Source organism: Mycolicibacterium bacteremicum, from assembly GCF_002086115.1.
In the GTDB taxonomy this organism is placed as follows: domain Bacteria; phylum Actinomycetota; class Actinomycetes; order Mycobacteriales; family Mycobacteriaceae; genus Mycobacterium; species Mycobacterium bacteremicum.
Window position 1 is genome coordinate 13,766 of the sequence record NZ_MVHJ01000032.1, and the last position, 21,641, is coordinate 35,406.

Here is a 21,641-nt window from a genome sequence, read left to right on the forward strand (position 1 = left end):
GATGCCCGATCTCGAGCGGCTCACCGGCGTCCGCTCCGGCAAACCGACCTTCTACCCGGAATTCCGGGTCGCCGCGCAGCGCACCGAACGTGTCATCGCTGCGCTGGACGCCATCTCGCGGGCGCTGGTGCAGACCGTCAACGGGCCGGAGAAGCTGGTGCGGGCGGCCGCCGATGCGGCCCGGGTGCACCTCGGCGCCGAGTGGGTGTTGCTGGCGCTGGCCGACGGTGCCCTGCCCGAAGCCCGGCCGCGCCACCTCATCCTCGATGCCGACGGGCGCGCCTACTCTTTCGAGGGACTGTCGGGGGCCGACCATCCGGTGCCGCACCTGCCGGATGCGGTTCTCAACCGGCTCAACGATATTCTGCGCGGCCAGTTGGCGCAGTTCCGGCTGCCGGTCATCGAACCGCACCATGCCCACGTTCCGATCGAGCTCGACGGCGGGGTGATCGGTGCCTTCGCGGCGTGGACCCCGACGCACCGCAGCCTCGACGCCACCGACGAGACGGTGATGCGGATCCTGTCCAGCCAGACCGCGGTCGCGCTGCACAACTGCGAGCTGTTCCAACGCTCGCAGGCGCTGTTGGCGCAGTCCGAGGCCCGCAACGCCGAGCTGTTGGCCACCCAGCGTGAACTCGGTGCGGCGCAACGACATCAGGTACTCGACAACGAGCGACACCGCATCGCCAGGGAGCTGCACGACAGCGTGACCCAGACCGTGTTGTCGGCCGGCATGCAGATCGAGGTGTGCCGCAGCGAGATCGGATCGCGTGGCGGGGACGCCGACCTGGTCGAGCGCCTCGACATCGCCAAGACGTTGACCCGGTCGGCGACCGAACAGTTGCGTTCGGCGATCTATGCCCTGAACCACCCCGAGGACGCCGGCCGATCCACGCTGCCCGAGATGTTGGAACAGCTGGCCACCGTGCACATGCCCGAGGATCTGCGCGTGACACTCAAGGTGGAGGGTGCGGTGGCCGAATTACCCAGCGCCGTGGAACATGCGCTGCTGCGGGTGGCCGGGGAGGCGCTGTTCAACACGGCCATGCACGGCGCGGCCACGCGAGCCATCGTCCGGCTGCGGTACGGCCCGGCGGCGGTGGCTCTGTCCATCTCCGATGACGGCACCGGTGATCCGGACAAGCTGCGACTGATGCTGCGGCTGGCCGACGCCGCCGACGTCGACGGCCACCACCGGGGACTGGCCAACATGTTGGCCCGCTGCCGCGAACACGGCGGCAGCTTCACGGTGCACCGGTCGCGGATCGGTGGGGTCCGGGTGGCCGCGACCATTCCCAGGGAAGGAACAGGCCGATGACGCTGACACGGGTGATCAGACTGGCACTGGTCGACGACCACGCCATCCTGCGTCAGGGGTTGCGCTCCCTGCTGGAACGTGAAGACGACCTCGTCGTGGTCGGGGAGGCATCGTCGGAACCCGAGGCCGAGGCGATGGTCGACGCGGTACATCCGGATGTCGTGCTGCTCGATCTCAAACTGTCCGCCGGGTCGGACTTCGAGGGCTTGTCGCTGTGTAGCAAGCTCTCTGCCGCCCACCCCGATCTCGGTCTGCTGGTACTGACGACCTTCCTGGACGAGGATCTGGTGGTCCGCGCCGTGCACGCCGGCGCCCGCGGCTATGTGGTCAAGGATGTCGACACCACCGAACTGGTCCGCGCGATCCGAGCCATCTCGGTGGGCGACAGTGCCTTTGACTCACGCAGCGCGGCGGCGGTGGTGCGCTCCCTCAGTGGGCGCTCCGAGCCGCGTGAGCAGCTCACCGATCGCGAGATAGAGGTGCTGCGGTTGTTGGCGGCGGGACTGTCCAACGCCAAGATCGGCGAGACGTTGTTCATCTCGGCGACCACGGCGAAGTTCCATGTCAGCAACATCATGCGCAAGCTGGCGGTGAGCCGTCGGGCCGAGGCGGTCTACGCGGCCAGTAAACGCGGGTTGATCTAGTCCCGGTCGAGCACCAGCCAGCCGCCGTGGTGCTCGAACACCGAGGCGTGTACGCCGTGGTGCCGGGCGCCGAGCTCACGCAGGGCGGCCATGTCGAACGTCCGGACGTGGCCGTAGCAGATCTGCGGTTCGTCTTCGAACGGCACCGCGATCACCACCCGTCGGCGGGCCAGGCGCAGCGCCTCGTCGAGGACCGCGGCACCGGCATCCGGGCCCAGATGCTCGAGCAGATGCAGGACGGTCACGGTGTCGGCGGCACCGGCGGGCAGCGGCACCCGAGCGGCATCACAGACCAGAGTCTGCACCGGGCGGTCCAGCGCCGTACTCACCCGGTCCAACAGAGCCATGGTCGGGCCGCTCAGGTCTGTGGCCACCACCTGATGCCCGAGCCGGCGCATCCGCAGTGGGAAGAAGCCGAAACACGAACCCAGGTCGAGCAATCGGGCACCGGTGACCAGCCCGGCGGCCCGGTCATGTATCGGGGAGAACGCCGCGCCCCCGGATTCCAGCGCATACAGCGAATTGCGGTAGAAGCGCACCCAGGCAGCCAGACCGCCGGGCACCGTGGAGCGCACGATCCCGGTGAAGACCGCCTCGAAATCAGCTTGACCACACAGGATTCCGGTCTGTCCGAGCTCCTCGGTCAGCAGCACGGCCAGGCCATCGGAGAGCTCGTCGGCGCTCAGGTCGTGCTCGATGATGAGCAGGCCGTCATCGCGGCGCGCACAGAACCGGGGCGTACACACCGAACCGGGGTGCCACCGGTGCCCGTCGCGGCGTCGCCGGACCTGGACGCCGGCACCGCTCCAGGAGCCGGCCTGCGCCGAAGCCAGGGGATCGATCCTGGCCGGGCCGAGCGCTGCAACCGTCATGGTGCACAACGCTATTGACCGACGCCGGCGCCGCCCACGGCCGAACGGGCGGTCTTACCTGCCCGATCGGCCAGTCATTTGTGTGCCAGAAGTAGGAACGCCGGCATCTTGGTGCGGCCCTTGTCGTCGCGATCGTGGGCCGGGAGTTCGAAGGGTGCCCCGGGACCGCTGGGCATGTTGGCATGGATGAAGGCGGGTCGGATCTCGTCGACGGTCCAGTGCGCCGACACGGCGTGGCGCAATTCGGCCTCGGTGACCTGATTCGGCTTGGTCTCCAACTCGGCGGGAAAGGCGCCTGCGGCGAAGACCAGCACGATGAAGGTCGCCCCGGGCGCGGCGGCCCGGTGCACCGCACGCAGGTAACCGGGCCGGTGCTCGACCGGGATGGAGTGGAACAGCGTGGAGTCGATCACGGTGTTGAATCGCCCGTCGTAACCGGTGAGCGTGGTGATATCGGCCTGGGCGAAGGCGGCGTTGCGCAGGTTGCGGGCCTGTGCGGCACGGTTTGCCGCGGCGATGGCCGTCGGGGAGATGTCGAGCCCGACCACGTGATATCCGTCGGCGGCCAGGGACAGTGACAGCTCGGCATGCCCGCAGCCGGCGTCGAGCACATCGCTGCGTACCGCACCCGAGGCGATCAGGGCCGCGAGTTCGGGCTGTGGTTCGCCGATGTCCCATGGCAGTGACCCCTGGAACTGGCCATCCTGGCGGTATGCGCTGTCCCAATCCAGTACCTCGGAGGCCATGACATCCAACGTACGCTCCGTTACGGCGTGGGTGTCTCCCACGTGTGCACGGGTGCATTGGAGTGCATGGACTCGCAGTAGAGCCGCAGCATCTCGGCCAGCGCGGCCGGCCGCGCCAGCCCGCGCTCCTGGAGCGCGTGCACGGTGGTGGTCTGCCACACCGCGCCGTTGCGTCCGGTCTTCGCCCGGCCCTCGATGACTCCGAGGAAGCGGTCCCGCACATCGGCGGCCACCCCCCAGCGACGCAGCCCCTCGTGCGCGAGCGGGAGCAGCTCGCGCAGCACCAGCTCGTCGGGCGTCACCTCGCCCAGGCCCGGCCAGTACAGCCGTGCGTCCATGCCGTGACGTGCCGCGGCGTTGAAATTGTGCTCTGCCGCAGCAAAACTCATCTTCGTCCACAGCGGGCGGTCGTCATCGGTGAGCGCCCGCAGCGTGCCGTAGTAGAACGCCGAGTTGGCCAGCATGTCGACCACCGTCGGGCCGGCGGGCAGCACCCGGTTCTCGACCCGGAGATGGGGCTTGGCGTCGGCACCCGTGCCGACGATGTCGTACACGGGCCGGTTCCAGCGGTAGATCGTCCCGTTGTGCAGGCGCAGTTCGGACAGCTGCGGTGTGCGGCCGGCGGCGAGCTCGGCGACCGGATCCTCGTCCGAGAGTTCCGGCAGCAGGGACGGGAAGTACCGGACGTTCTCTTCGAAGAGATCGAAGATGGAGGTGATCCAGCGTTCACCGAACCACACCCGGGGACGGACGCCCTGGGTCTTGAGTTCGTCGGGCCGGGTGTCGGTGGCCTGACCGAACAACTCGATGCGGGTCTCGGCCCACAGCTCGTGGCCGAAGAAGTAGGGCGAGTTGGCGCCGAGCGCGAGTTGCGGTCCGGCCAGCACCTGGGCGGCGTTCCAGTTCTTGGCGAAGTCGGCCGGTGACACCTGCAGGTGCAGTTGCATACTGGTGCAAGCGGATTCGGGCGCGATATCGGCCGACTGCAGGCACAGCCGTTCCGGTCCGGCGATGTCGATGTCGATATCCTCACCGCGGGCGGTGAAGATCGAGTCGTTGAGAGCCTGGTAGCGCGTCGAATCGCTCATCCAACCGGACTGCAGATGCTCCGGCAGCAGGGTCGGCAGGATGCCGATCATCACGATGTGTGCGCCGTGGGCGTCGGCCTTGGCCTCGGCGGCATTCAGGCTGGCCCTGACCTCGGCCTCCAGGTCCAGCGCCGACCGGCCGGGCAGCGGCCGCGGCGGCACGTTGAACTCGATGTTGTAGGCGCCCAGTTCGGTCTGATAGGCCGGGTCGGCGATCGCGGCCAACACCTCGCGGTTGCGCAGCGCCGGTTGGTAGTCGTCATCGACGAGGTTGCACTCGATCTCCATGCCGGTGAGTGGTCGGTCGAACTCGAAACTGGACTGCGACAACATCGTTTCGAACACGTCCAGGCACAGCTGGACCTTGCGCCGGTACTCGCGGCGCTGTGCGCGGCTGAACTCCGTGCCTGAAACCTCTTCGCCCACAGCGTCGAGACTAGACCCGGGTGGCGATCGCGATCTGCGGTCCGAACAGACTGCTGCGTAATTCGATGTCCACGCCGGCGTGGTCGGCCAATGCGCGCAGGGCCGCCGGGCTGTAACTGCGCAACGAGCTGATGAGGCCGTCGTGCACGAACGGGATGAACGGCGCCAGCGGCAGCATGCTCGCCAACCGCAGGACGTGCAGCGGGGCCGGCGGCCGGGGGAGGTCGATGATCAGCAACTTGTCGGCCACCCGGGTGCCCTCGGCCAGCACCGCGGCCGCCGCGGCCGGTGGTAGGTGGTGAAGGGACAGCGCGAAGACCGCGAGTGCGAACCCGGCGTCCGGCGCGTCGATGGCGGTGGCATCCATGGTTCGCACCGTCGCGCGCGGATGCGCGCCGAGTGGGCCCGCGACCATCGCGGCCACCGAGTCCGCCTCGATGTCGGTGACGGTGACATGCGCGCTCGGGTGGGCCTCAAGCAGCGTGGCCGACAGCCTCCCGTGCCCGGCGCCGAGTTCGAGAATGCGTGGGTCGGGGACCTCGGCGATCTCGGCGAGGGCGAGGTGGGCGTACTGCTCGTGGTTGCCGAAGACGCGTCCGGTCCAGTCCAGCGCGTCGACGACGCTGCGCTTGACCGACGGATCCACGTCGGTGCGGTCCAGATACTCTTGCCGCCCGGTCCACAACAACCGGTCGAGACAGGACGCGTGGGGTCCACCACGCGGCATGTCCTCGATCCCGGTCATTGGGGCTGGCACTGTCTGAGAAACGTTCCGAGAACATCGAAGTACTCGGTGCTGATGAGTGCCTGGCGTGCCCAGTCACCGTCGGCGTTGGCGGCGGCGATCTCGTCGGCGACATCGGCCAGGCGCTGCGCCCGGGGTCCGACGCCGCCCGCGGTCACCTTGTCGGCATCGGCCCGGATGCGCTTCGCCCAGTCGGCGACCTCACCCGGCGTCGGTCCCTGGCCGGGCATGCCGGGCTGGGCGTAACCGGATTCGACCCAGGCCGTCCGCATGAGCGGTTCGGCCTGCCGGCACCCCTTGCCGGCGACGTAGGTCAGCGCGACCGACGCGACGATGACGGCGACCGCCAGGCCGATGGCGATCCGGGCCAGCCGGACGGTGCGCGGTTCGGAGTCGGGAACGATACGGCGCCAAAGGAAATGGGTGCCGACCGCCGCGGCGCAGGCCGACACGGTCAGCCCGGCCGCGGAGATCGGTGCACCGACACCGGAGGCGGTGTCCATCGCCGCCATGGTCACGATGCCCGTTGCGATCACCAACATCCACAGCCACATCCCGCGCCGCCGGTCGTAGGCGTCCGCGTCGCGGAAGCTGACGCCGACGACGCCACCGGCCGCGGTCAGGATCGCGACGACGACGGGCACCAGGTAGGTGACGAGGGTGTTGGTGTTCATCGTGACCCGATGCTAGCGAGTCATTCCTCGCCGAGGATCTGGTAGACCTCGCGACGTGCGTTGTTGACGATATCCAGGATGCGTTGCTGCTGCTCCTCGCCCGCGGCATGGGCGGATTGCGCGACCGCGGCGAACAGTTGGCCCAGTGCGGCCCGCAGGTTGACCTCATTGGGGTCGGCGTCGTCGGCGATCTCCTCCCACGGCGGGGTCTCGATCGTCTCGGCCGCGGTGCGCCCCTGGTCGGTGAGTTCGAAGGTCTTCTTGCTGCCTTCGGTCTCGGTGGGGACGATCAAGTCTTCGTCGACGAGGAGCTGCAGGGTCGGATACACCGAGCCCGGGCTGGGCTTCCACAGACCGTTGCTGCGCGCGGCGATCTCCTGGGTCATCTCGTAGCCGTGCATCGGTCGCTCGGCGAGCAGGGCCAGGATCGCGGTGCGGACGTCGCCGCGCCGGCCACGACCGCGGCCGCCGCGTCCGCGGTGGCCGCCACGCGGACCGCCGGGACCGAAGCCGAAGCCGGGTCCGAAGGACGGCCCGAAGCCGAAACCCGGACCGAAGGGACCCTGCGGGCCACCGGCCTGAGCCCGGATCTGGTCCCGGAACTCACGCCGGGCATGGCGACGGTCGAATCCGAAGGGGCCGGGTGAGGCGAAGGGAGTGAAGGGGGTGTTCATGGGTTGTTCCTTTTTGTATGGGCGGCGCGGAATGCGCCTCCGATACGTTGACGATATATCGGAAACTATCGGGATGCAACGTCACATATCGGAGATGGCCGATTCGAGCCACCGCGCCCACTCGGCCTGCATGGCCTGGAAACGCAGCCCGTACTGCAGCGCGGCCAGTCCGAAGAAGTCGCCCTCGGTCTCCGCGCACCTCAGGCTGTCGCGCAGCGCGGTCAGCCTGGCCAACTCGGACTCGGCGTATTCGGCGAGGCCACGCACATGCGCGGCGGCCTCGGCGGGCGGCAGTTCGCCGAGCAGGAAGATGCGCAGCAGTTCCGGGCTGCGGTAGGGCGGGTCGTCCTGCGGATTGGTGATCCACCGCAACAGTTCCCCGCGACCCGCTTCGGTCACCTGATACACCTTGCGACCGCGCGCGCCGATCTCGGTGACCTCGATGAGCCCGTGATCGGCGAGCCGGTTCAGCTCGCCGTAGAGCTGACTCTGGGTCGCCGGCCAGACATTGGCCATCGATACCTCGAACCGCTTGAGCAGGTCATACCCGCTGCCCGGCTGCTGGGCGAGCATGCCCAGCGCCGCCATTCGCAAACTCATGACCGGATCGTACCGGCTGTACATTCCACTCTTGACATGTCACTAGTGGAATGTGATGGTGGATCCATGACCACAGCCTCCGCACTGCCCGAGACCGGTGACTTCTTCCGGCGTGGGAACTACGCGCCCGTCGCCGACGAACTGACCGAATACGACCTGCCCGTCCGGGGCGCCATCCCGCCGGAGTTGGACGGGTGGTATCTGCGCAACGGCCCGAATCCGCGTGCGGCCACCGGGCACTGGTTCGCCGGCGACGGCATGATCCACGGCGTCCGTATCGAGGGCGGGGCGGCCAAGTGGTACCGCAACCGGTGGGTGCGCACGGACAGCTTCGTCGAGCCTTTCCCGCTGTACAACGCCGACGGATCGCGCAACCTGCGAGCGGCGGTCGCCAACACCCACGTCGTCAATCACGCCGGGCGCACGCTGGCCCTGGTCGAATCGTCGTTCCCTTACGAAATCGGCAAAGAGCTGGAGACGTTGGGCGCGTACGACTTCGGTGGCAAGCTCACCGATTCCATGACCGCCCATCCCAAGATCTGCCCGACCACCGGAGAGATGCACTTCTTCGGCTACGGCAGTCTCACCGCCCCGTACGTCACGTATCACCGCGTCGCCGCGGACGGCGAGTTGATCATCGATCGCCCGGTCGATGTGCAGGCGCTGACCATGATGCACGACTTCGCGATGACCGCCGGGCACGTCGTCTTCATGGATCTGCCGGTGGTCTTCGACGTGGCGGTGGCCGCCAATGGGGAGGGGGACATGCCCTTCCGGTGGAACGACGAGTACGGGGCCCGGCTCGGCGTGCTGCGCCGCGATGACCCGTTCGGTGAGATCCGCTGGTTCGACATCGACCCGTGTTATGTCTTCCATGTGGCCAACGCGTTCGACGACGCGAATTCCATTGTGCTGCAGGCAGCCCGGTATCCAGAGTTGTGGCGCACCGACGGTGGGTTCGCCGAGCGCGCGGTCATGTGGGAGTGGCGCATCGATCTAATCCGCGGCGCAGTGGCCGAGCGCCAGCTCGATGATCTGGCCGTCGAGTTCCCCCGCATCGACGACCGGCTGGCCGGGATGCCGGCCCGGTATGCCGTCTCGGTGGGCCAGACCGAACTGGTGCGCCACGACCTGAACACCGGCGCGGCGGTGACGCACTCGTTCGGCCCCGCGGTGTCCGGGGAGGCGGTCTTCGTTCCCGGCCCGGGACCCGCCGACGAGAGCAACGGTTGGTACATCAGCTATGTCTACGATCCGGTCCGGGACGGGAGCGATCTGGTGATCCTGGATGCCTCGGACTTCGCGGGGGACCCGGTGGCGACCATCGCGCTCCCACAACGGGTGCCGTTCGGCTTCCACGGCAACTGGGTGCCGGCCTGAGGGCGTCTCACCATGTGAGACGCGCGATTCGCAGCGGCGTCGACCCCGCGCCGCGGTGCGGCTACACCCGGCTCTGCCGACCCCCGCGTTGCTGAATATGGATATCGGGGTGCGTCCAGTGTCTGATGATGTGCGGCCGACTTTGGACAGTAACCGCAGTGGTGTAAACCACTGACCATTGGCATTGTGCGACAGATCACGCAGGTCAGTACTGGTGAGTAACTCGGCATGGCAAATTCGTTACAGGCGTATCGAAAGGTTGAGAGGTAAAGCCATTCGATCCCATCCGGGATTATTGCCGTAGCGAATGACTTCGTTTGCTGCCGTGGCGAGCACGCGTGAAACACGCCTTCACCAGCTACGTTACGAAAGCGCAACCTGTCGCCGCGCGCAATTTGTCAGTTCCTGAAACTTCGCAGATCTTCCTTGACGACAACTTACTTATGGGTAAGTTCTGTCCGGTCCGGGGGATCTGTGTGAAGGGATGGCAAAGAAGAATGTCCATGCAACTGACGATGAAGCCGTATGTCACAGTCGGTGTCGCACTCGTGGGGGCCAGCGTGATCGCGGTGGCGCCGATTGCGCCACGGGCGGATCTGCACCTGCCCGCGGTCAACCTCACCGCCTCGATCGACAACCCGATCACGGTCTTCACCCCGGTGGTCAATGCCGCCGGCGACCTGATTCGGGAGACGCTGCAGGCCGAGTTCGCCGATCCCTTCCCGATCCTGCGGCAGATCTTCGCCAATCAGGAGTACACCGTCCGGCAGCTGCTGGCCGCGGTCAACGGCGGCGGTGCCGCACTGACCGAGTTGGTCCAGGGGTTGCCGGCCGCGCTGCAGGCGGCCGGAGCGATCCTGCGCACGGGCGATGTCAACGGCGCCATCGACAGCCTCGTCGCCAGTGGGCTGAACCCGATCCTGAACTTCATCACGGGCGTCACCGTGCCGCTGCAGGCGGCGTTCGAACGGCCCTTTGCGGTCGGGCAGGAACTGGTCGCGGCGGCGTTCGAGTCCGGGCTCGCGCTCACCGTGGCCCTGGCCCAGACCTTCATCGGGATCGGGTTCCCGGTCGGCACCACCCCGGTGTTGCAGAACCTCGTGAATGTCACCGAGTCGGTGCTGCAGTCGATCGGCACGCTGAATCCGATCAACGTGATCAACGCCCTGCAGAATGGCGTGGCCGATGTGCTGCTGAATGCGATCACCCACATCAGCGACTTCATGGTCCAGACGGTGCCCTACATCCGCGGCGTGATCGTCGACGCGCTGAAGGCAGGTCAGCCGGCGACCGCAACCCGCACCGCCGAGGTCACCAGCCTTCCCACCGCGGCCGCGGACACGGTGACCATCTCCGTCCCCGGCGTGCAGACGCCCGGTGATGGCGGGGCGCCGGCCGTGACCCCGGTCGGCAACACCGAGGAGAGCGTCGGCGAGGAGCCGGCCGCCACGGAGCCCGCGGCCGAGGAACCCGTCGCGGAGCCGGTGGGCGAGGAGCCCGCGGTGCAGGAGCCGGTGGCCGAGGAGGAGCCGGCGTCCGACACCGACGGTGCTGATGAGGGTGCCGCGGACGAGACGGACACCGACGCCGACGACGACCCGAAGGGCGACCTGAAGGACGACGCTGCGTCCGGCGACAAGGGCGAGACGGACACCGACAAGACGGACACCGACAAGACGGACTCCGGCAAGGCGGACTCCGACAAGGCGGACTCCGGCAAGGCGGACTCCGACAAGGGCGGGTCCGACTCGAAGAAGAGCGAGTCCGGTTCGGGCTCGGACTCATCGGACTCGGGTTCGCGCGCCGCAGCCTGACTCGGCACATATCGACAGAGAAGTCTCCCCCGTCGCTTCGGCGGGGGAGACTTCTTACCGTGACCAGCCCCGTGCTCGTACTGACTCTCGTCACCGCGGTCGCCAGTGCGGCCGTCGGCGGCCTGTTCTATGCGTTCTCCACCTTCGTCATGCGCGGCCTCGACCGCACCGACCCCGCCCAGGCGGCGACCGCCATGCGTGGCATCAACGCCGAGGCTCAAGCGAATGCGCCGTTTCTGGTGCTGTTCCTCGGTACCGGCCTGCTGGCAGTGGTGCTCACCGTAATCGCCGTTTCACAGCGTGATCCCGTGCTGATCGCCGGCGCGCTGCTGGCGCTCGTTCCGGTCATCGTCACCATCGGGTTCAATGTGCCGCTGAACAACCGGCTGGAGGCCGGCCTGGACTGGCCGGCTTACCTGGGCCCGTGGACCGCATGGAACCACGTCCGCACGGTCACCGGTCTGCTGGGTGCGGCGCTGCTGGCGTACGCCGGAATGCAACGATGACGACGACCGCCGCGGTCAGCGCGAGGACCGCGGCGATGGAGGCCGTCGGCGCGATACCGGAGTCGAACGCGGTGTGCGCGGACTCCAGCAGCTTCTCGGCCGTCGCCGGCGGCAGATCGCGGGCCACCGAGGTGGCCCCGCCGATGCTCTCGGCGGCATCGCCGGTCTGCGACGGGGTGAGCCCCGCGGGCACCTCGACATTGGCCCGGTAGAACGCGGTGAAGATGGTGCCCAGGGTGGCCGCACCGACCACCGCGCCCAGCTCGTAGGCGGTCTCGGAGACCGCCGACGCCGCACCGGCTTTCGCCGCGGGCACCGATGCCACGATGGTGTCGTTGGAGATGGTCTGCGACACTCCGACACCGAGCTCGAGGACCAGGAACGACACGATCACAGCCGTCACCGAAAGGTCGTGACGGAACAGCAGGATCATGATGAAGCCGGCCGCCACGAACACCAGGCCGAACACGATCAGCGCCTGCGGCGAGAAATGCTTGGCGGCCTTGACCACCGAGATGCCGGCGATCATCGACAACACCGCACCCGGCAAGGTAACCAGGCCTGCCATCAGCGGGCTCAGTCCGAGCACCAGCTGTAGGTGCTGGGACACGAAGAAGATGAACCCGATCAGTCCGACGATGGACAGGAAGTTCGCCAGGATCGAGGAGGTGAACGGGCCGGATCTGAACAGCGCCATGTCGAGCATCGGTGTGGCGCTGCGGGTCTGGCGCCGGACGAACAGCACACCGGCAGCGATGCCCAGTGCGAACGCGGCCACCACGACCACCGACAGACCGTCGTGGGCGGCGGTCTTGATGGCCCATACGAACGGCAACATCGCGATGAACGACAGCGCGACGCTGACCAGATCCAGTGGGCCCGGATTGGGGTCCTTGGACTCCGGGACCAGCTTCGGGGCCAGGATCAGCAGCGGCAGCAGGATCGGCACCGCGATCAAAAAGACTGCACCCCAATGGAAATGCTCCAGCAACGCACCGCCGACGATCGGCCCGAGGGTGGAGCCCGCGGTGAAGCAGGACGCCCAGATGGCAATCGCGAGCCGTCGGGCCGATGCCTCGGTGAAGATGTTGCGGATCAGCGAGAGCGTCGAGGGCATCAGCATGGCACCGAAGAAGCCGAGTACCGCGCGGGCCAGCACCAGCATCTCGGCGCTGGGAGCGAACGCGGCGGCCGCGGATACGACGGCGAATCCGGCGCCGCCGATCAGCAGCAGCCGGCGTCGGCCGATCCGGTCGCCGATGCTGCCCATGGCGACCAGCAGGGCGGCCAGCACCAGGGAGTACACGTCGACGATCCACAGCTGGGTGGCCGCCGGTGGACGGAAGTCCTCGGCGATGGCCGGCAGCGCAAAGGCCAGCACGGTGTTGTCGATGGCGATCAGCATCACCGGCAGCGTGAGAACCGCCAGCGCCAGCCAGGCGCGACGCGGTGTGGTCGCCGGTGATGTCACCGATGCGGTCGCACCGGAATGGGTGGTCATTGCAAAGATCCTTAAGCGGAGGTGATGGTGCCCTGAGTGAGGCTGTTCATGATGGCGTCGACGACCTGATGGCGCGGGATGCCGTCGTCCCGGACGGCGGAGTAGCCACTGAGCAGCAGTGACCAGAACACCCGCCGCGACCACCCTGGTGGGTATGCGGGCCGATCTGCCGTTGCGCGCGCGAGTATCTCGGTGATCACCTCGTCGCCGGTGTCCAGGAACGCGGCGAGTTCGCGGTCGGCCTGGATCAGCGGTTCGGTGTAGACGTACAGCATGATCGGGCCCAGGTCGAGCTGACTCTCCACCACCCGGCGCAGGGCCGGGACGATCGGGCCGTTGGTCGGGTCGGCCGCTTCGATGGCGGCATTGCTGGCGGCGTGCACCTCCAGCGCGACCGCGCGCAGTAGGTCCGTCCGTTCCGGAAAGTACCGGTGCAGGGTGCTGCGCCCGACGCCGGCGGCCTCGGCGATATCGCCCAGCGGCGCGGTCGGGTTATCGGTCATGACGCCGATGGCTGCCGCGACGATCGCGCGCCGGGTGCGGTTACGCACGCCGGATTCCGCGATGTCGTGGACACTCATGACGCTAAAGATAGCACAAATATCCCAAAATGGGACACCGATGTCTCAAAATCAAGAGGGTGGGGCGAAGCCGCCTTGCGATGGGGCCGGCGCCCCGGCGGTGGGAGCGCCCGGCTGCGGCCAACCGGGTGGGGTCACCTGCAGGCGGGCGAGTTCGCGCCGGTGCCGCTCGGCCAGCACCGCCGCCAGGATCTGTTCGGCGGGTGCCCCCGGCGGCGGAGGCGGCGAGATCCGGGACACCACCTCACCGGTGATGCGGTACGCCATCTGCGCACGCATCGCCGGTTGAAGTTGCGCGGCCCGGGACAGGAACTGCCGCGCCATGTCGGCCTGCTCGGGCGCGAGCCCCGACAGCTGCAGGGTGGCGGCCCACCAGGCCAGGCCGGGTGGCATCGGGGGCGGTGGGGCGAGTCGGGGCGCTCGCTCGCTGATCACCATGGTGCCGGCGAACACGTCACCGATGCGCTTGCCCTTCGGCGAGATCATGCTGCATATCACCGCCGGTCCGCCGGTCAGCATCCAGATCTCGATCACACTGGCCAGTGCCCGGAAAACCGCCTGGCGCAAGCGTTCCGGACCACCGTCGTCGGAAACGACGCGCAGACCCAGCGCCATCTTGCCCAGCGAGCGGCCCCCGGACGCCATCTCGAAGATCACCGGATAGCCCACCAACACAAGCACCAGGAAGATGATCAGCACGGCTGCCGACAGCGCCGGGTCGACGTCGGCGAGCGTCAGCGCCCACAGCACGGCCAGGATCAGATAGCCGGCACCCATCACCACGATGTCGATCAGGGCGGCGGCGGCCCGGACCGGCAACTGCGCGATCGACACGTCGAGTGCGACCGCGTCGCCGGTGACCACGGGTTCTGGCTGGAAGACCATGATGGCGACGCTACTAGGATCGCGGGCGTGGATGTCGACGCGTTCGTGCTCGCCCACACCCCGGCGTGGGATCGCCTGGAGCAGCTGCTCAAGCGGCGGCGCACGCTGTCCGGCGCCGAGATCGACGAACTCGTCGACCTGTACCAGCGGGTGTCGACCCAGCTGTCGGTGGTGCGCAGCGCTTCCGGCGACGCGGTTCTGGTCGGCCGGCTGTCCGGGCTGGTGGCCAGGGCGCGGGCGGCGGTCACCGGCGAGCGCGCCCCGCTGTGGCGGGAGTTCCTCCGCTTCTGGACGGTGTCCTTCCCGGTGGTGGCCTACGACTGCCGACGTTGGTGGCTCGGTTCGGCGGTCGGCTTCCTGTTCGTGGCCGTCCTGATCGGATTCTGGGTGGCCGGCAGCCCAGAGGTACGTGCCACCCTGGGCACCCCGGCCGAGTTGCAACAGCTGATCAATCACGACTTCGAGTCCTATTACAGCGAGAGTCCGGCCGGGTCGTTCGGCCTGCGGGTGTGGGTCAACAACGCCTGGGTCGCCGCGCAGTGCATCGCGTTCGCCGTCTTGCTCGGCATGCCCATCCCGTGGGTGCTCCTGCAGAACGCCGCCAACGTCGGGGTGTCCGGCGGCCTGATGTTCGGCGCCGGCAAGGGCGATCTGTTCCTGGGGCTGATCACCCCGCACGGGCTGTTGGAGCTGACGGCGGTGTTCCTGGCGGCGGCCGCGGGGATGCGGTTGGGCTGGTCGGTCATCGCACCGGGGGACCGGCCCCGCGGCCAGGTGCTCGCCGAGCGCGGCCGGGCGGTGGTCTCGGTGGCCGGCGGGCTTGTCGTGGTGCTGCTGATCTCCGGGGTGATCGAGGCGGTGGTGACGCCGTCGCCACTGCCGACGTGGCTACGCATCGCCATCGGGGTGGCCGCCGAGATCGGGTTCCTGAGCTACGTGGCCTACTTCGGGCGCAGGGCCTCCCGGGCCGGGGAGACCGGGGACATCGAGGACGCGCCCGACGTCGTACCCACCGCTTAGAGGCGGCCGGTGGCCTTCATCGCCAGGTACCGGTCGGCCAGTGCCGGGGCCAGTTCCTCCGGCGCGGCGTCGACGACGTCGACACCGTGCCCGCGCAGTCGGTCGGCGATCGCGCGGCGGTCGTTGCGTGCACGTTCGGCAGCCGCGGCGTCATACACCTGCGCGGCATCGGCCCGGCCCGCCGCCAACATGTCCACCCGCGGATCGGACACCGATGCGACCAGCACCTGATGCCGAGCCACCAGCTGCGGCAGCACCGCCAGCAGCCCCTCGTCGAGCGCGGAGGCGTTGAGGTCGGTCAGCAGGACCACCAGCGCACGCCGGCGCACCCGTCGCTGCACGGCCGCCACCATCGCGGTGGCATCCGATTCGAGCAGGGCGGGCTGCAGGGGGGCCAGTACCGAGACCAGCTGGGCCAGCAACTCGCGGCGCGCGGCGCCGAACAGGCCGGCGCGGGTGACGCGGTCGTGGGCCAGGAAGTCGACGTGGTCACCGGCCCGGGACGCCAGCGCCGCGAGCAGCAGAGCGGCGTCCATGGACCAGTCCAGGCGGGGCCAGCCGGCCGGATCCGCGGACAACGGATCCACCCCGATACGGCCCGCCGAGGTGCGGCCGGTGTCGAGCACGATGACGACCCGGCGATCCCGCTCCGGCCGCCAGGTCCGCACCACGACGTCGGCCCGCCGCGCGGTGGCCCGCCAGTCGATGGAGCGGACATCATCGCCGACGACATACTCACGGAGCGCGTCGAATTCGGTGCCCTGGCCGCGGATGAGAACCGGCACCATGCCGTCGAGCTCGCGCAGCCTGGCCAGCCGGGAGGGGAGATGCTTACGGGACAGGAACGGCGGCAGCACCCGTACCTGCCAGTCGGCGCGCAGTGTCCGCTGGCGTCCGGCCAGGCCGAGGGGGCCGATCGACCGGACGGTGACCCGCGCCGCCTGCTGATCGCCACGCCGCACGGGCGCGAGTTCGGTGACGATTCGGGTGCGGCCGCCCGCTGCGATGTCCAGCCGCTGGGAACGTGGCCGGGCGCGGGCACTGGGCGCCCAGGCGTCCCGGATCTCGCCACGCCACCGGCGTGCGCCCCGATGGGCGATCTCCAGTGCGACGCGCACGGGCTGTCCCAACCGCGCGGTGGTGTCACCATCACGTCGCAGCTCCACGTGTGCGGTGCTCGCGGCCAGCCCGGCATCGGCGATCACCAGCACCACGATCGACCCGGTGACGATTGCGAACATCGTTGCCGGCCAGGGGGACACGATGATCGGCAACACCCCGATCAGTGCCAGCAGGCCGGCTCGGCCGGTGAGGATCACTAGCGTGGCACCGGCACCGACGCCAGGATCCCGTCCAGCACGCCGTCGGCATCGGCACCCTCGAGTTCGGCTTCCGGGCGCAACGCCACCCGGTGCCGCAATGTCGGCCGCGCCATGGCCTTGACGTCATCGGGTGTGACGAAATTGCGACCGGACAACCACGCCCACGAGCGGGCGGTGGCCAGCAGCGCCGTCGCACCGCGCGGTGACACGCCCAGCTGCAGCGCGGGTGAATACCTTGTCGCGCCGACGATGTCGACGATGTAGGTCAGGATCTCGTCGGCGACCAGCACCTGCCGCACCGCGTCCCGGCCGGCGGCCAGATCGGCCGGACCCGCGACCGCGGCCAGCGCGGACAGGTCGCGCGGGTCGAAACCGGTTGCGTGCCGGTGCAGGATGGCGATCTCCTGCTCGCGTGGCGGCAACGGCACATTCAGCTTCAGCAGGAATCGGTCGAGCTGGGCCTCGGGCAGCTGATAGGTGCCCTCGTACTCGATCGGGTTCTGGGTGGCCGCCACGATGAACGGATCCGGCAGGGGGCGTGCTTCCCCGTCGACGGTGACCTGACGTTCCTCCATCGCCTCCAGCAGCGCGGCCTGCGTCTTGGGTGGGGTCCGGTTGATCTCGTCGGCCAGCAGCAGGTTGGTGAACACCGGACCGGCGCGGAACTCGAACTCGGCGGTGCGCGCGTCGTAGACCAGGGATCCGGTGACATCACCGGGCATCAGGTCGGGGGTGAACTGCACCCGCTTGAAGTCCAGCTGCAGCGTTGCGGCCAGGCTGCGCACCAGCAGCGTCTTGGCGACCCCGGGCACGCCTTCGAGCAGGACATGCCCCCGACAGAGCAGCGCGATGACCAATCCGCTGACCACCGCGTCCTGACCGACGACGGCCTTGGAGATCTCACTGCGCAGGGCGAGCAACGCTTCCCGTACGGCCTCGGGTTGAGTCACGACTGTGCGACCTGCCTTTCGATGTCGTCGAGGTGGTGAGCGAGCGCGAGCAACTGTCCATCGTTCTCCGGGGCCGGCCCGAACAGGCTGTGTGACAGCGCATTCGAATCGATACCGGTGCGGTGGGCGATGGCCTGGGAGACCGCGGCGGGTGTCGGGTGCGGGCCCAGCCCCAGGCGCGGACGCAGCCGGGCCAGTGTCGCGGTGCGCAGCGCGTCGGCGGCACGGTCGCGGGCCCGCCGGGACCGGTACAGCCGGGCCCGGCCCTCCACGGTCTCCGAGGCCCGCACCACCACCGGCAGGCTCTCGGCGACCAGCGGTCCGAGTCGGCGTCCCCGCCACCAGGCCACCAGCAGCACCGCCACGCCGATCTGCAGGACCGCCCACTCGACCTGCGCGGGCAGCAGGTCGAACAGCGATCCGTCGCCGGTCGTCTCGCCCTCGATCCGTTGCGGCGCATACCAGATGACCCTGTCGTGGGTGCCCGCGAGGTTCATGGCCAGGGCCGCGCTGCCCTGCCCGAGCAGGCCGGCGTTGGTCATGAAGTCACCACTGCCCACGACGGTCACGGTGCGCCCGCCGTCCTGGTAGCGCAGTAGGGCGCCGTCATAGCAGCGGGTCGCCGGCAGGTCGTCGGCCCGGCGGTAGGCATCGCTGATGCCGAACTGCACATCGCCGGCGCTGACGGCCTCCCGCAGGTCGCAGTCCGGCGGTCCACCGAACTGCACGGAGTCGTCGAGCTCGATTCCGGGCGCGAGCACCTCCCGGGTGGCGGATGCGGGGGCGATCAGCAGGCGGTCCCCGGGTAGCGTGGCCAGCCGCTCGAGCCCGCTCTCGTCGAGCAGGAAGAACGTCTGCGCCACCGCGATCAGCGTGTCGGGACGGGCCGCGGCCGCGACCGCGTCCAGGTCGTCGGCCACCACCACCTGCACGCCGTGATCGTCCAGCAGGGTGACCAGCGCGTGCGCGCCATCGGGTGCGGTCGAGGCGGCTTCGAGCAGACCGCCCCGGCGGGGCGCGGTCAGATAGGCGCTCAGCGCCGAGACGGCCACGATGAGCGCGAGGGCCAACCCGACCGACCACATGGTGCGCCGACGCTGCGCGGTCATCGGGTCCGCGCCCCGCGCAACCGGTCGTCCAGCCCGGCGATCTGGACATAAGCCGCCTCGGTGCCCGGCCGGGCGCCGTAGCTGACCCCGTTGAAGGTGTCGGTGGCCGTACGGAATTCATCGTCGAGGTCGGGCCGGGCGGCCGCCGCTGCGCGGGCCAGCTCGGTGGCGGTGCGCCCGGGTACCGGGTCAAGGGCGCCGGTTTCCTCGAGTTCGCGCGCGACGGCGCGCAGTCGGTGCCGGATGGCGGTGGCCCAGTCGCCGCGGGCAGCGGCGGTCTGTGCCTGTGCGCGGTGCTCGGCGGCGGTGCGGGTCTGGTCGCCGAGCACCGGGGCGCCGGCGTTGCGGGCCGAGCCCATGGTGCGCCGGACCAATCGCCACCCGACGAGAGCGGCGGCGATGACGAAGATGCTGAGCAGCGCCAGGGTGATCCAGCCGCCGGGCAGCCAGTCGCCGTTGGTGAACGCCTTATAGAGGAGCTCGTCGAACCAGCCGGCCAGTCGATCGGTCAGAGACGGCCGGGGATAGATGGGCTTGATGAGTTCGCGCTGGGCGGCGTCGTGGGCGGCGTCGCCGTCGATGTTCAGGCCGGTCACGGGTCAGGGACGCCGGGTCAGCCAGAGGTGGTCGGTCGAATCCTGCGGCCCGGCCGGGGCGTGACCGGCACCGGTCTGCAGCACCAGGTCGAAGGCCTCGGCGCGGATCCGGCGGTCGGTGTACTGCAGCACCACGACCCCGGCGGTGAACGGGGCGGTGAGGATCTGGCCGATCGCGGCACCGACGGTGACGAGCACCAGCCCGCCGACGGTGGCGGCGGCCGAACCCGCCGCGATCATGAGGATCTGCCCGCCCAGACTGAACGGGACCGATACCGCTCCGGCGATCACGCCGGCGACGAGCATGGCCAGCAGCCTGATCCCGAAGATGCGCCAGAAGTCGTTGCGCACCAGTGCGAACGACCGCTCGATCGCCGCGATCACGGGCAGCCGCTCCAGCACCACGAGGGTGGGCGCGAAACTGAGCTTGGTGAAGACGAAGGCCAGCGCCACCAACGCGGCGAGCACCAGCGGTACCCCGACGAAGAAGGCGACCCAGCCGTTGAGCGCGATGGCCACCACGGCGATGACCGTGCCGACGGCCGCCAGCAGCAGGACGGCACCGAGCGTCTCCAGCGCGGTGACGCCGAGCAGGGCGAGCAGTCGCGGACGCAACCGCCGCCAGGCTTCACCCGCGGAGATGCCGGCGCCGAAGATCGCGCGACCCACGATGACGGTCAGTAGCCCGCTGAGCAGGATCGACGAGATCCAGGTGGCCGCGGCACCGGCGAGGCTGCCGACCAGGGAGCCGATCAGCCCACCGAGTTCGGCGTCCAACTCGGCGTAGGTCGCGTCGTCGGATACCGGTTCCAGGGCGCCCGCGGCGGCCAGTGGGCCGACCTGCAACAGCAGGGACGCCAACTGGGACAACAGCACCACAATCGTTGTCAGGCCCAGCGTCGTCTTCGGGTTGGCGCGGATGTAGGCGAACGCACCGTTGAAGATGTCGGAGAGGTTCAACGGTCGCAGCGGGATGATGCCCGGCTTGAGCGGCGGCGGCGCGCAGTACTGCGGTGGCGGGTAGTACGGCTGGTATCCGCCCGCGAAGCCCGTCATGCACCCATCCTGCCTGGACGGGCGCGCGATGTCAGGACGCGGGGGTGGCCGTATTCAGGGCGGCGAAGGCGCGCCGCTCGACGAGCAGCGCGATGTAGTCGCGGACGGTGCTCTCGATGAAGTGTTGGTGTGCGGTCGCGACGGTGTCGCGCACCGTATCGGCCGAGATGCCGGTGAATCGTTTCACCAGACGGTCCTCGACAGCCGCGATCTGTTCGCTTTCCGGCAACCTCAACACGGGACATGATCTTTGTTGACAGTCGACTCCGGGGTCAAGCCGTCGGGGGTCCAGTCTTGGGCGAGTTTGCTCACAATCGCCAGAGCGCCTGCTGCGTGGTGTTGGCGATGAGCGATCCGTCGAGATCGTAGAACCCGCCGACCACCAGCCCGCGGGAGTGGCTGTTGCCCAGCGAATCGACCTCGTAGCGGTGCCAGCGGTCCGGGATGAAGGGGCGGTGGAACCACACCGAATGGTCCAGACTGGCGGCGAAGCCGACGTCTTCGGCGATCGGAGTGCCCGGCGGGCGGGCCGCGGGCACCGGGCCGAGGTCGGACATGTAGGTCAGCGTGCAGGCCCTGATCAGTGGGTCGTTCTCGATGTCGTCACGGGTGCGGATCCAGAACGGCGGGACCGCGAACGGGGAGTCGTCGGCGGGGTCGCAGCGCAACTCGAACCGGTCTGCGGAGTCCAGCTCCGGGGTCTTGGGGATCGCGTCGTCCAGGGACACGCCGGCCGCCCGCGCCGGGTGCCAATCGGCACCGTCTTCCGGGATCTGGAATGAGGCGATCATCTCCAGGATGACCTTGCCGTGCTGGCGGGCGGTCACCCGGCGGGTATCGAAGGACCGGCCGTCGCGGGTTCGCTCAACCTGCATCTCGACGTCGATTCCGTATTTTCCGCCGCGGACGAAATAGGCGTGCAGGGACTGCGGGTGCTTGTCGGGATGGACTGTGGCCCCCGCCGCGCCCAGGGATTGTGCGGCGATGAGGCCGCCGAACAGTCGGTCGCCGGGGGCGCTCCATTGCGGGGCGATGAACACATCACCGTCCCGCTCGAAGTCGAGGAGCCCGGCGATCCAACTGGTGTCGGTCATCACCGGACCGTATCAACTGGTTGGTTGGGCGGCCTCCGCC

At 69.0% G+C, this 21,641-nt stretch carries 23 protein-coding genes; 6 read left to right on the plus strand and 17 right to left on the minus strand.

Annotated elements, in window-relative coordinates:
* Position 1: 1 nt before the first annotated feature.
* Positions 2-1,318 (plus strand): MadS family sensor histidine kinase, encoded by a 1,317-nt coding sequence (locus BST17_RS24525; RefSeq protein WP_234807806.1) that lies wholly within the window; start codon positions 2-4, stop codon positions 1,316-1,318.
* Positions 1,315-1,962, plus strand: coding sequence for a two-component system response regulator MnoR (gene mnoR / locus BST17_RS24530; protein ID WP_083061512.1), 648 nt, complete (start codon positions 1,315-1,317; stop codon positions 1,960-1,962). The genes BST17_RS24525 and mnoR overlap by 4 nt, the downstream gene beginning before the upstream one ends.
* Here mnoR and mftM read toward each other — a convergent pair.
* The 7 genes from mftM to BST17_RS24565 form a co-directional block, all read right to left on the minus strand.
* A complete protein-coding gene (gene mftM / locus BST17_RS24535; RefSeq protein WP_083061513.1) occupies positions 1,959-2,834 on the minus strand; it encodes a mycofactocin oligosaccharide methyltransferase MftM in 876 nt (291 codons plus the stop codon). The genes mnoR and mftM overlap by 4 nt on opposite strands.
* 74 nt (positions 2,835-2,908) lie before the next feature.
* Complete coding sequence (locus BST17_RS24540) at positions 2,909-3,580, minus strand: class I SAM-dependent methyltransferase (protein WP_083061514.1); 672 nt, start codon at positions 3,578-3,580, stop codon at positions 2,909-2,911.
* A 20-nt stretch (positions 3,581-3,600) separates the two neighbouring features.
* Positions 3,601-5,094 carry a glutamate-cysteine ligase family protein gene (locus tag BST17_RS24545; RefSeq protein ID WP_083061515.1) on the minus strand — a complete coding sequence of 498 codons (1,494 nt, stop codon included), beginning with the start codon at positions 5,092-5,094 and terminating at the stop codon, positions 3,601-3,603.
* 10 nt (positions 5,095-5,104) lie between these two features.
* Positions 5,105-5,839, minus strand: coding sequence for a class I SAM-dependent methyltransferase (locus BST17_RS24550; RefSeq protein WP_083061516.1), 735 nt, complete (start codon positions 5,837-5,839; stop codon positions 5,105-5,107).
* Complete coding sequence (locus BST17_RS24555) at positions 5,836-6,513, minus strand: hypothetical protein (protein WP_083061517.1); 678 nt, start codon at positions 6,511-6,513, stop codon at positions 5,836-5,838. The genes BST17_RS24550 and BST17_RS24555 overlap by 4 nt, the downstream gene beginning before the upstream one ends.
* A gap of 20 nt (positions 6,514-6,533) precedes the next feature.
* The gene (locus tag BST17_RS24560; protein ID WP_083061518.1) at positions 6,534-7,187 is read right to left on the minus strand and encodes a PadR family transcriptional regulator; all 654 of its coding nucleotides are present in this window, start codon (positions 7,185-7,187) and stop codon (positions 6,534-6,536) included.
* 81 nt (positions 7,188-7,268) lie between these two features.
* A complete protein-coding gene (locus BST17_RS24565) occupies positions 7,269-7,787 on the minus strand; it encodes a PadR family transcriptional regulator (RefSeq protein ID WP_083061549.1) in 519 nt (172 codons plus the stop codon).
* Between the two features lie 66 nt (positions 7,788-7,853).
* On the opposite strand from BST17_RS24565, the gene BST17_RS24570 reads away from it, so the two are divergent.
* From BST17_RS24570 to BST17_RS24580, 3 genes are all read left to right on the plus strand, one after another.
* Complete coding sequence (locus tag BST17_RS24570; protein ID WP_083061519.1) at positions 7,854-9,167, plus strand: carotenoid oxygenase family protein; 1,314 nt, start codon at positions 7,854-7,856, stop codon at positions 9,165-9,167.
* A 503-nt stretch (positions 9,168-9,670) separates the two neighbouring features.
* Positions 9,671-10,981 (plus strand): ICP22 family protein, encoded by a 1,311-nt coding sequence (locus BST17_RS24575; RefSeq protein ID WP_133053579.1) that lies wholly within the window; start codon positions 9,671-9,673, stop codon positions 10,979-10,981.
* 59 nt (positions 10,982-11,040) lie between these two features.
* Complete coding sequence (locus BST17_RS24580; RefSeq protein ID WP_234807807.1) at positions 11,041-11,487, plus strand: anthrone oxygenase family protein; 447 nt, start codon at positions 11,041-11,043, stop codon at positions 11,485-11,487.
* Here BST17_RS24580 and lfrA read toward each other — a convergent pair.
* From lfrA to BST17_RS24595, 3 genes are read right to left on the minus strand one after another with little or no spacing between them, the layout of a single operon-like run.
* Entirely contained in the window at positions 11,435-12,988 is a 1,554-nt protein-coding gene (gene lfrA / locus BST17_RS24585; protein WP_083061521.1) for an efflux MFS transporter LfrA, read from the minus strand. The genes BST17_RS24580 and lfrA overlap by 53 nt on opposite strands.
* Before the next feature lie 11 nt (positions 12,989-12,999).
* Entirely contained in the window at positions 13,000-13,569 is a 570-nt protein-coding gene (locus BST17_RS24590) for a TetR/AcrR family transcriptional regulator (RefSeq protein ID WP_083061522.1), read from the minus strand.
* Positions 13,570-13,620: 51 nt separating this feature from the next.
* Positions 13,621-14,454 (minus strand): RDD family protein, encoded by an 834-nt coding sequence (locus tag BST17_RS24595; RefSeq protein WP_083061523.1) that lies wholly within the window; start codon positions 14,452-14,454, stop codon positions 13,621-13,623.
* Between the two features lie 27 nt (positions 14,455-14,481).
* On the opposite strand from BST17_RS24595, the gene BST17_RS24600 reads away from it, so the two are divergent.
* Positions 14,482-15,474 carry a stage II sporulation protein M gene (locus BST17_RS24600; protein WP_083061524.1) on the plus strand — a complete coding sequence of 331 codons (993 nt, stop codon included), beginning with the start codon at positions 14,482-14,484 and terminating at the stop codon, positions 15,472-15,474.
* Here the strand turns inward: BST17_RS24600 and BST17_RS24605 are convergent.
* The 7 genes from BST17_RS24605 to BST17_RS24635 all read right to left on the minus strand — a co-directional run bounded on the left by BST17_RS24605 (position 15,471) and on the right by BST17_RS24635 (position 21,601).
* Positions 15,471-16,793: a DUF58 domain-containing protein gene (locus BST17_RS24605; RefSeq protein ID WP_083061525.1), complete on the minus strand. Its 1,323-nt coding sequence runs from the start codon at positions 16,791-16,793 to the stop codon at positions 15,471-15,473. The genes BST17_RS24600 and BST17_RS24605 overlap by 4 nt on opposite strands.
* A complete protein-coding gene (locus tag BST17_RS24610) occupies positions 16,793-17,746 on the minus strand; it encodes an AAA family ATPase (RefSeq protein WP_083061526.1) in 954 nt (317 codons plus the stop codon). Before BST17_RS24610 ends, BST17_RS24605 begins: the two co-directional genes overlap by 1 nt.
* Positions 17,743-18,855 (minus strand): DUF4350 domain-containing protein, encoded by a 1,113-nt coding sequence (locus BST17_RS24615; RefSeq protein ID WP_083061527.1) that lies wholly within the window; start codon positions 18,853-18,855, stop codon positions 17,743-17,745. Before BST17_RS24615 ends, BST17_RS24610 begins: the two co-directional genes overlap by 4 nt.
* Positions 18,852-19,451, minus strand: a complete 600-nt coding sequence (locus BST17_RS24620) for a DUF4129 domain-containing protein (protein ID WP_083061528.1) — start codon at positions 19,449-19,451, stop codon at positions 18,852-18,854. Before BST17_RS24620 ends, BST17_RS24615 begins: the two co-directional genes overlap by 4 nt.
* A gap of 3 nt (positions 19,452-19,454) precedes the next feature.
* Positions 19,455-20,507 carry a DUF7847 domain-containing protein gene (locus BST17_RS24625; RefSeq protein ID WP_083061529.1) on the minus strand — a complete coding sequence of 351 codons (1,053 nt, stop codon included), beginning with the start codon at positions 20,505-20,507 and terminating at the stop codon, positions 19,455-19,457.
* Positions 20,508-20,538: 31 nt separating this feature from the next.
* Positions 20,539-20,694, minus strand: a complete 156-nt coding sequence (locus BST17_RS24630) for a three-helix bundle dimerization domain-containing protein (protein ID WP_234807808.1) — start codon at positions 20,692-20,694, stop codon at positions 20,539-20,541.
* A gap of 121 nt (positions 20,695-20,815) precedes the next feature.
* Complete coding sequence (locus BST17_RS24635) at positions 20,816-21,601, minus strand: acyl-CoA thioesterase (protein WP_083061531.1); 786 nt, start codon at positions 21,599-21,601, stop codon at positions 20,816-20,818.
* Positions 21,602-21,641 lie beyond the last annotated feature (40 nt).

What these genes read in the sequence shown, in the direction of transcription:
- BST17_RS24525 (WP_234807806.1), top strand. Translation starts at nt 2, where the DNA reads ATGCCCGATCTCGAGCGGCTCACCGGCGTCCGCTCCGGCAAACCGACC.
- mnoR (WP_083061512.1), top strand. Translation starts at nt 1,315, where the DNA reads ATGACGCTGACACGGGTGATCAGACTGGCACTGGTCGACGACCACGCC.
- mftM (WP_083061513.1), bottom strand. Translation starts at nt 2,834, where the DNA reads ATGACGGTTGCAGCGCTCGGCCCGGCCAGGATCGATCCCCTGGCTTCG.
- BST17_RS24540 (WP_083061514.1), bottom strand. Translation starts at nt 3,580, where the DNA reads ATGGCCTCCGAGGTACTGGATTGGGACAGCGCATACCGCCAGGATGGC.
- BST17_RS24550 (WP_083061516.1), bottom strand. Translation starts at nt 5,839, where the DNA reads ATGACCGGGATCGAGGACATGCCGCGTGGTGGACCCCACGCGTCCTGT.
- BST17_RS24555 (WP_083061517.1), bottom strand. Translation starts at nt 6,513, where the DNA reads ATGAACACCAACACCCTCGTCACCTACCTGGTGCCCGTCGTCGTCGCG.
- BST17_RS24560 (WP_083061518.1), bottom strand. Translation starts at nt 7,187, where the DNA reads ATGAACACCCCCTTCACTCCCTTCGCCTCACCCGGCCCCTTCGGATTC.
- BST17_RS24565 (WP_083061549.1), bottom strand. Translation starts at nt 7,787, where the DNA reads ATGAGTTTGCGAATGGCGGCGCTGGGCATGCTCGCCCAGCAGCCGGGC.
- BST17_RS24570 (WP_083061519.1), top strand. Translation starts at nt 7,854, where the DNA reads ATGACCACAGCCTCCGCACTGCCCGAGACCGGTGACTTCTTCCGGCGT.
- BST17_RS24575 (WP_133053579.1), top strand. Translation starts at nt 9,671, where the DNA reads ATGCAACTGACGATGAAGCCGTATGTCACAGTCGGTGTCGCACTCGTG.
- lfrA (WP_083061521.1), bottom strand. Translation starts at nt 12,988, where the DNA reads ATGACCACCCATTCCGGTGCGACCGCATCGGTGACATCACCGGCGACC.
- BST17_RS24590 (WP_083061522.1), bottom strand. Translation starts at nt 13,569, where the DNA reads ATGAGTGTCCACGACATCGCGGAATCCGGCGTGCGTAACCGCACCCGG.
- BST17_RS24595 (WP_083061523.1), bottom strand. Translation starts at nt 14,454, where the DNA reads ATGGTCTTCCAGCCAGAACCCGTGGTCACCGGCGACGCGGTCGCACTC.
- BST17_RS24615 (WP_083061527.1), bottom strand. Translation starts at nt 18,855, where the DNA reads ATGACCGCGCAGCGTCGGCGCACCATGTGGTCGGTCGGGTTGGCCCTC.
- BST17_RS24625 (WP_083061529.1), bottom strand. Translation starts at nt 20,507, where the DNA reads ATGACGGGCTTCGCGGGCGGATACCAGCCGTACTACCCGCCACCGCAG.
- BST17_RS24635 (WP_083061531.1), bottom strand. Translation starts at nt 21,601, where the DNA reads ATGACCGACACCAGTTGGATCGCCGGGCTCCTCGACTTCGAGCGGGAC.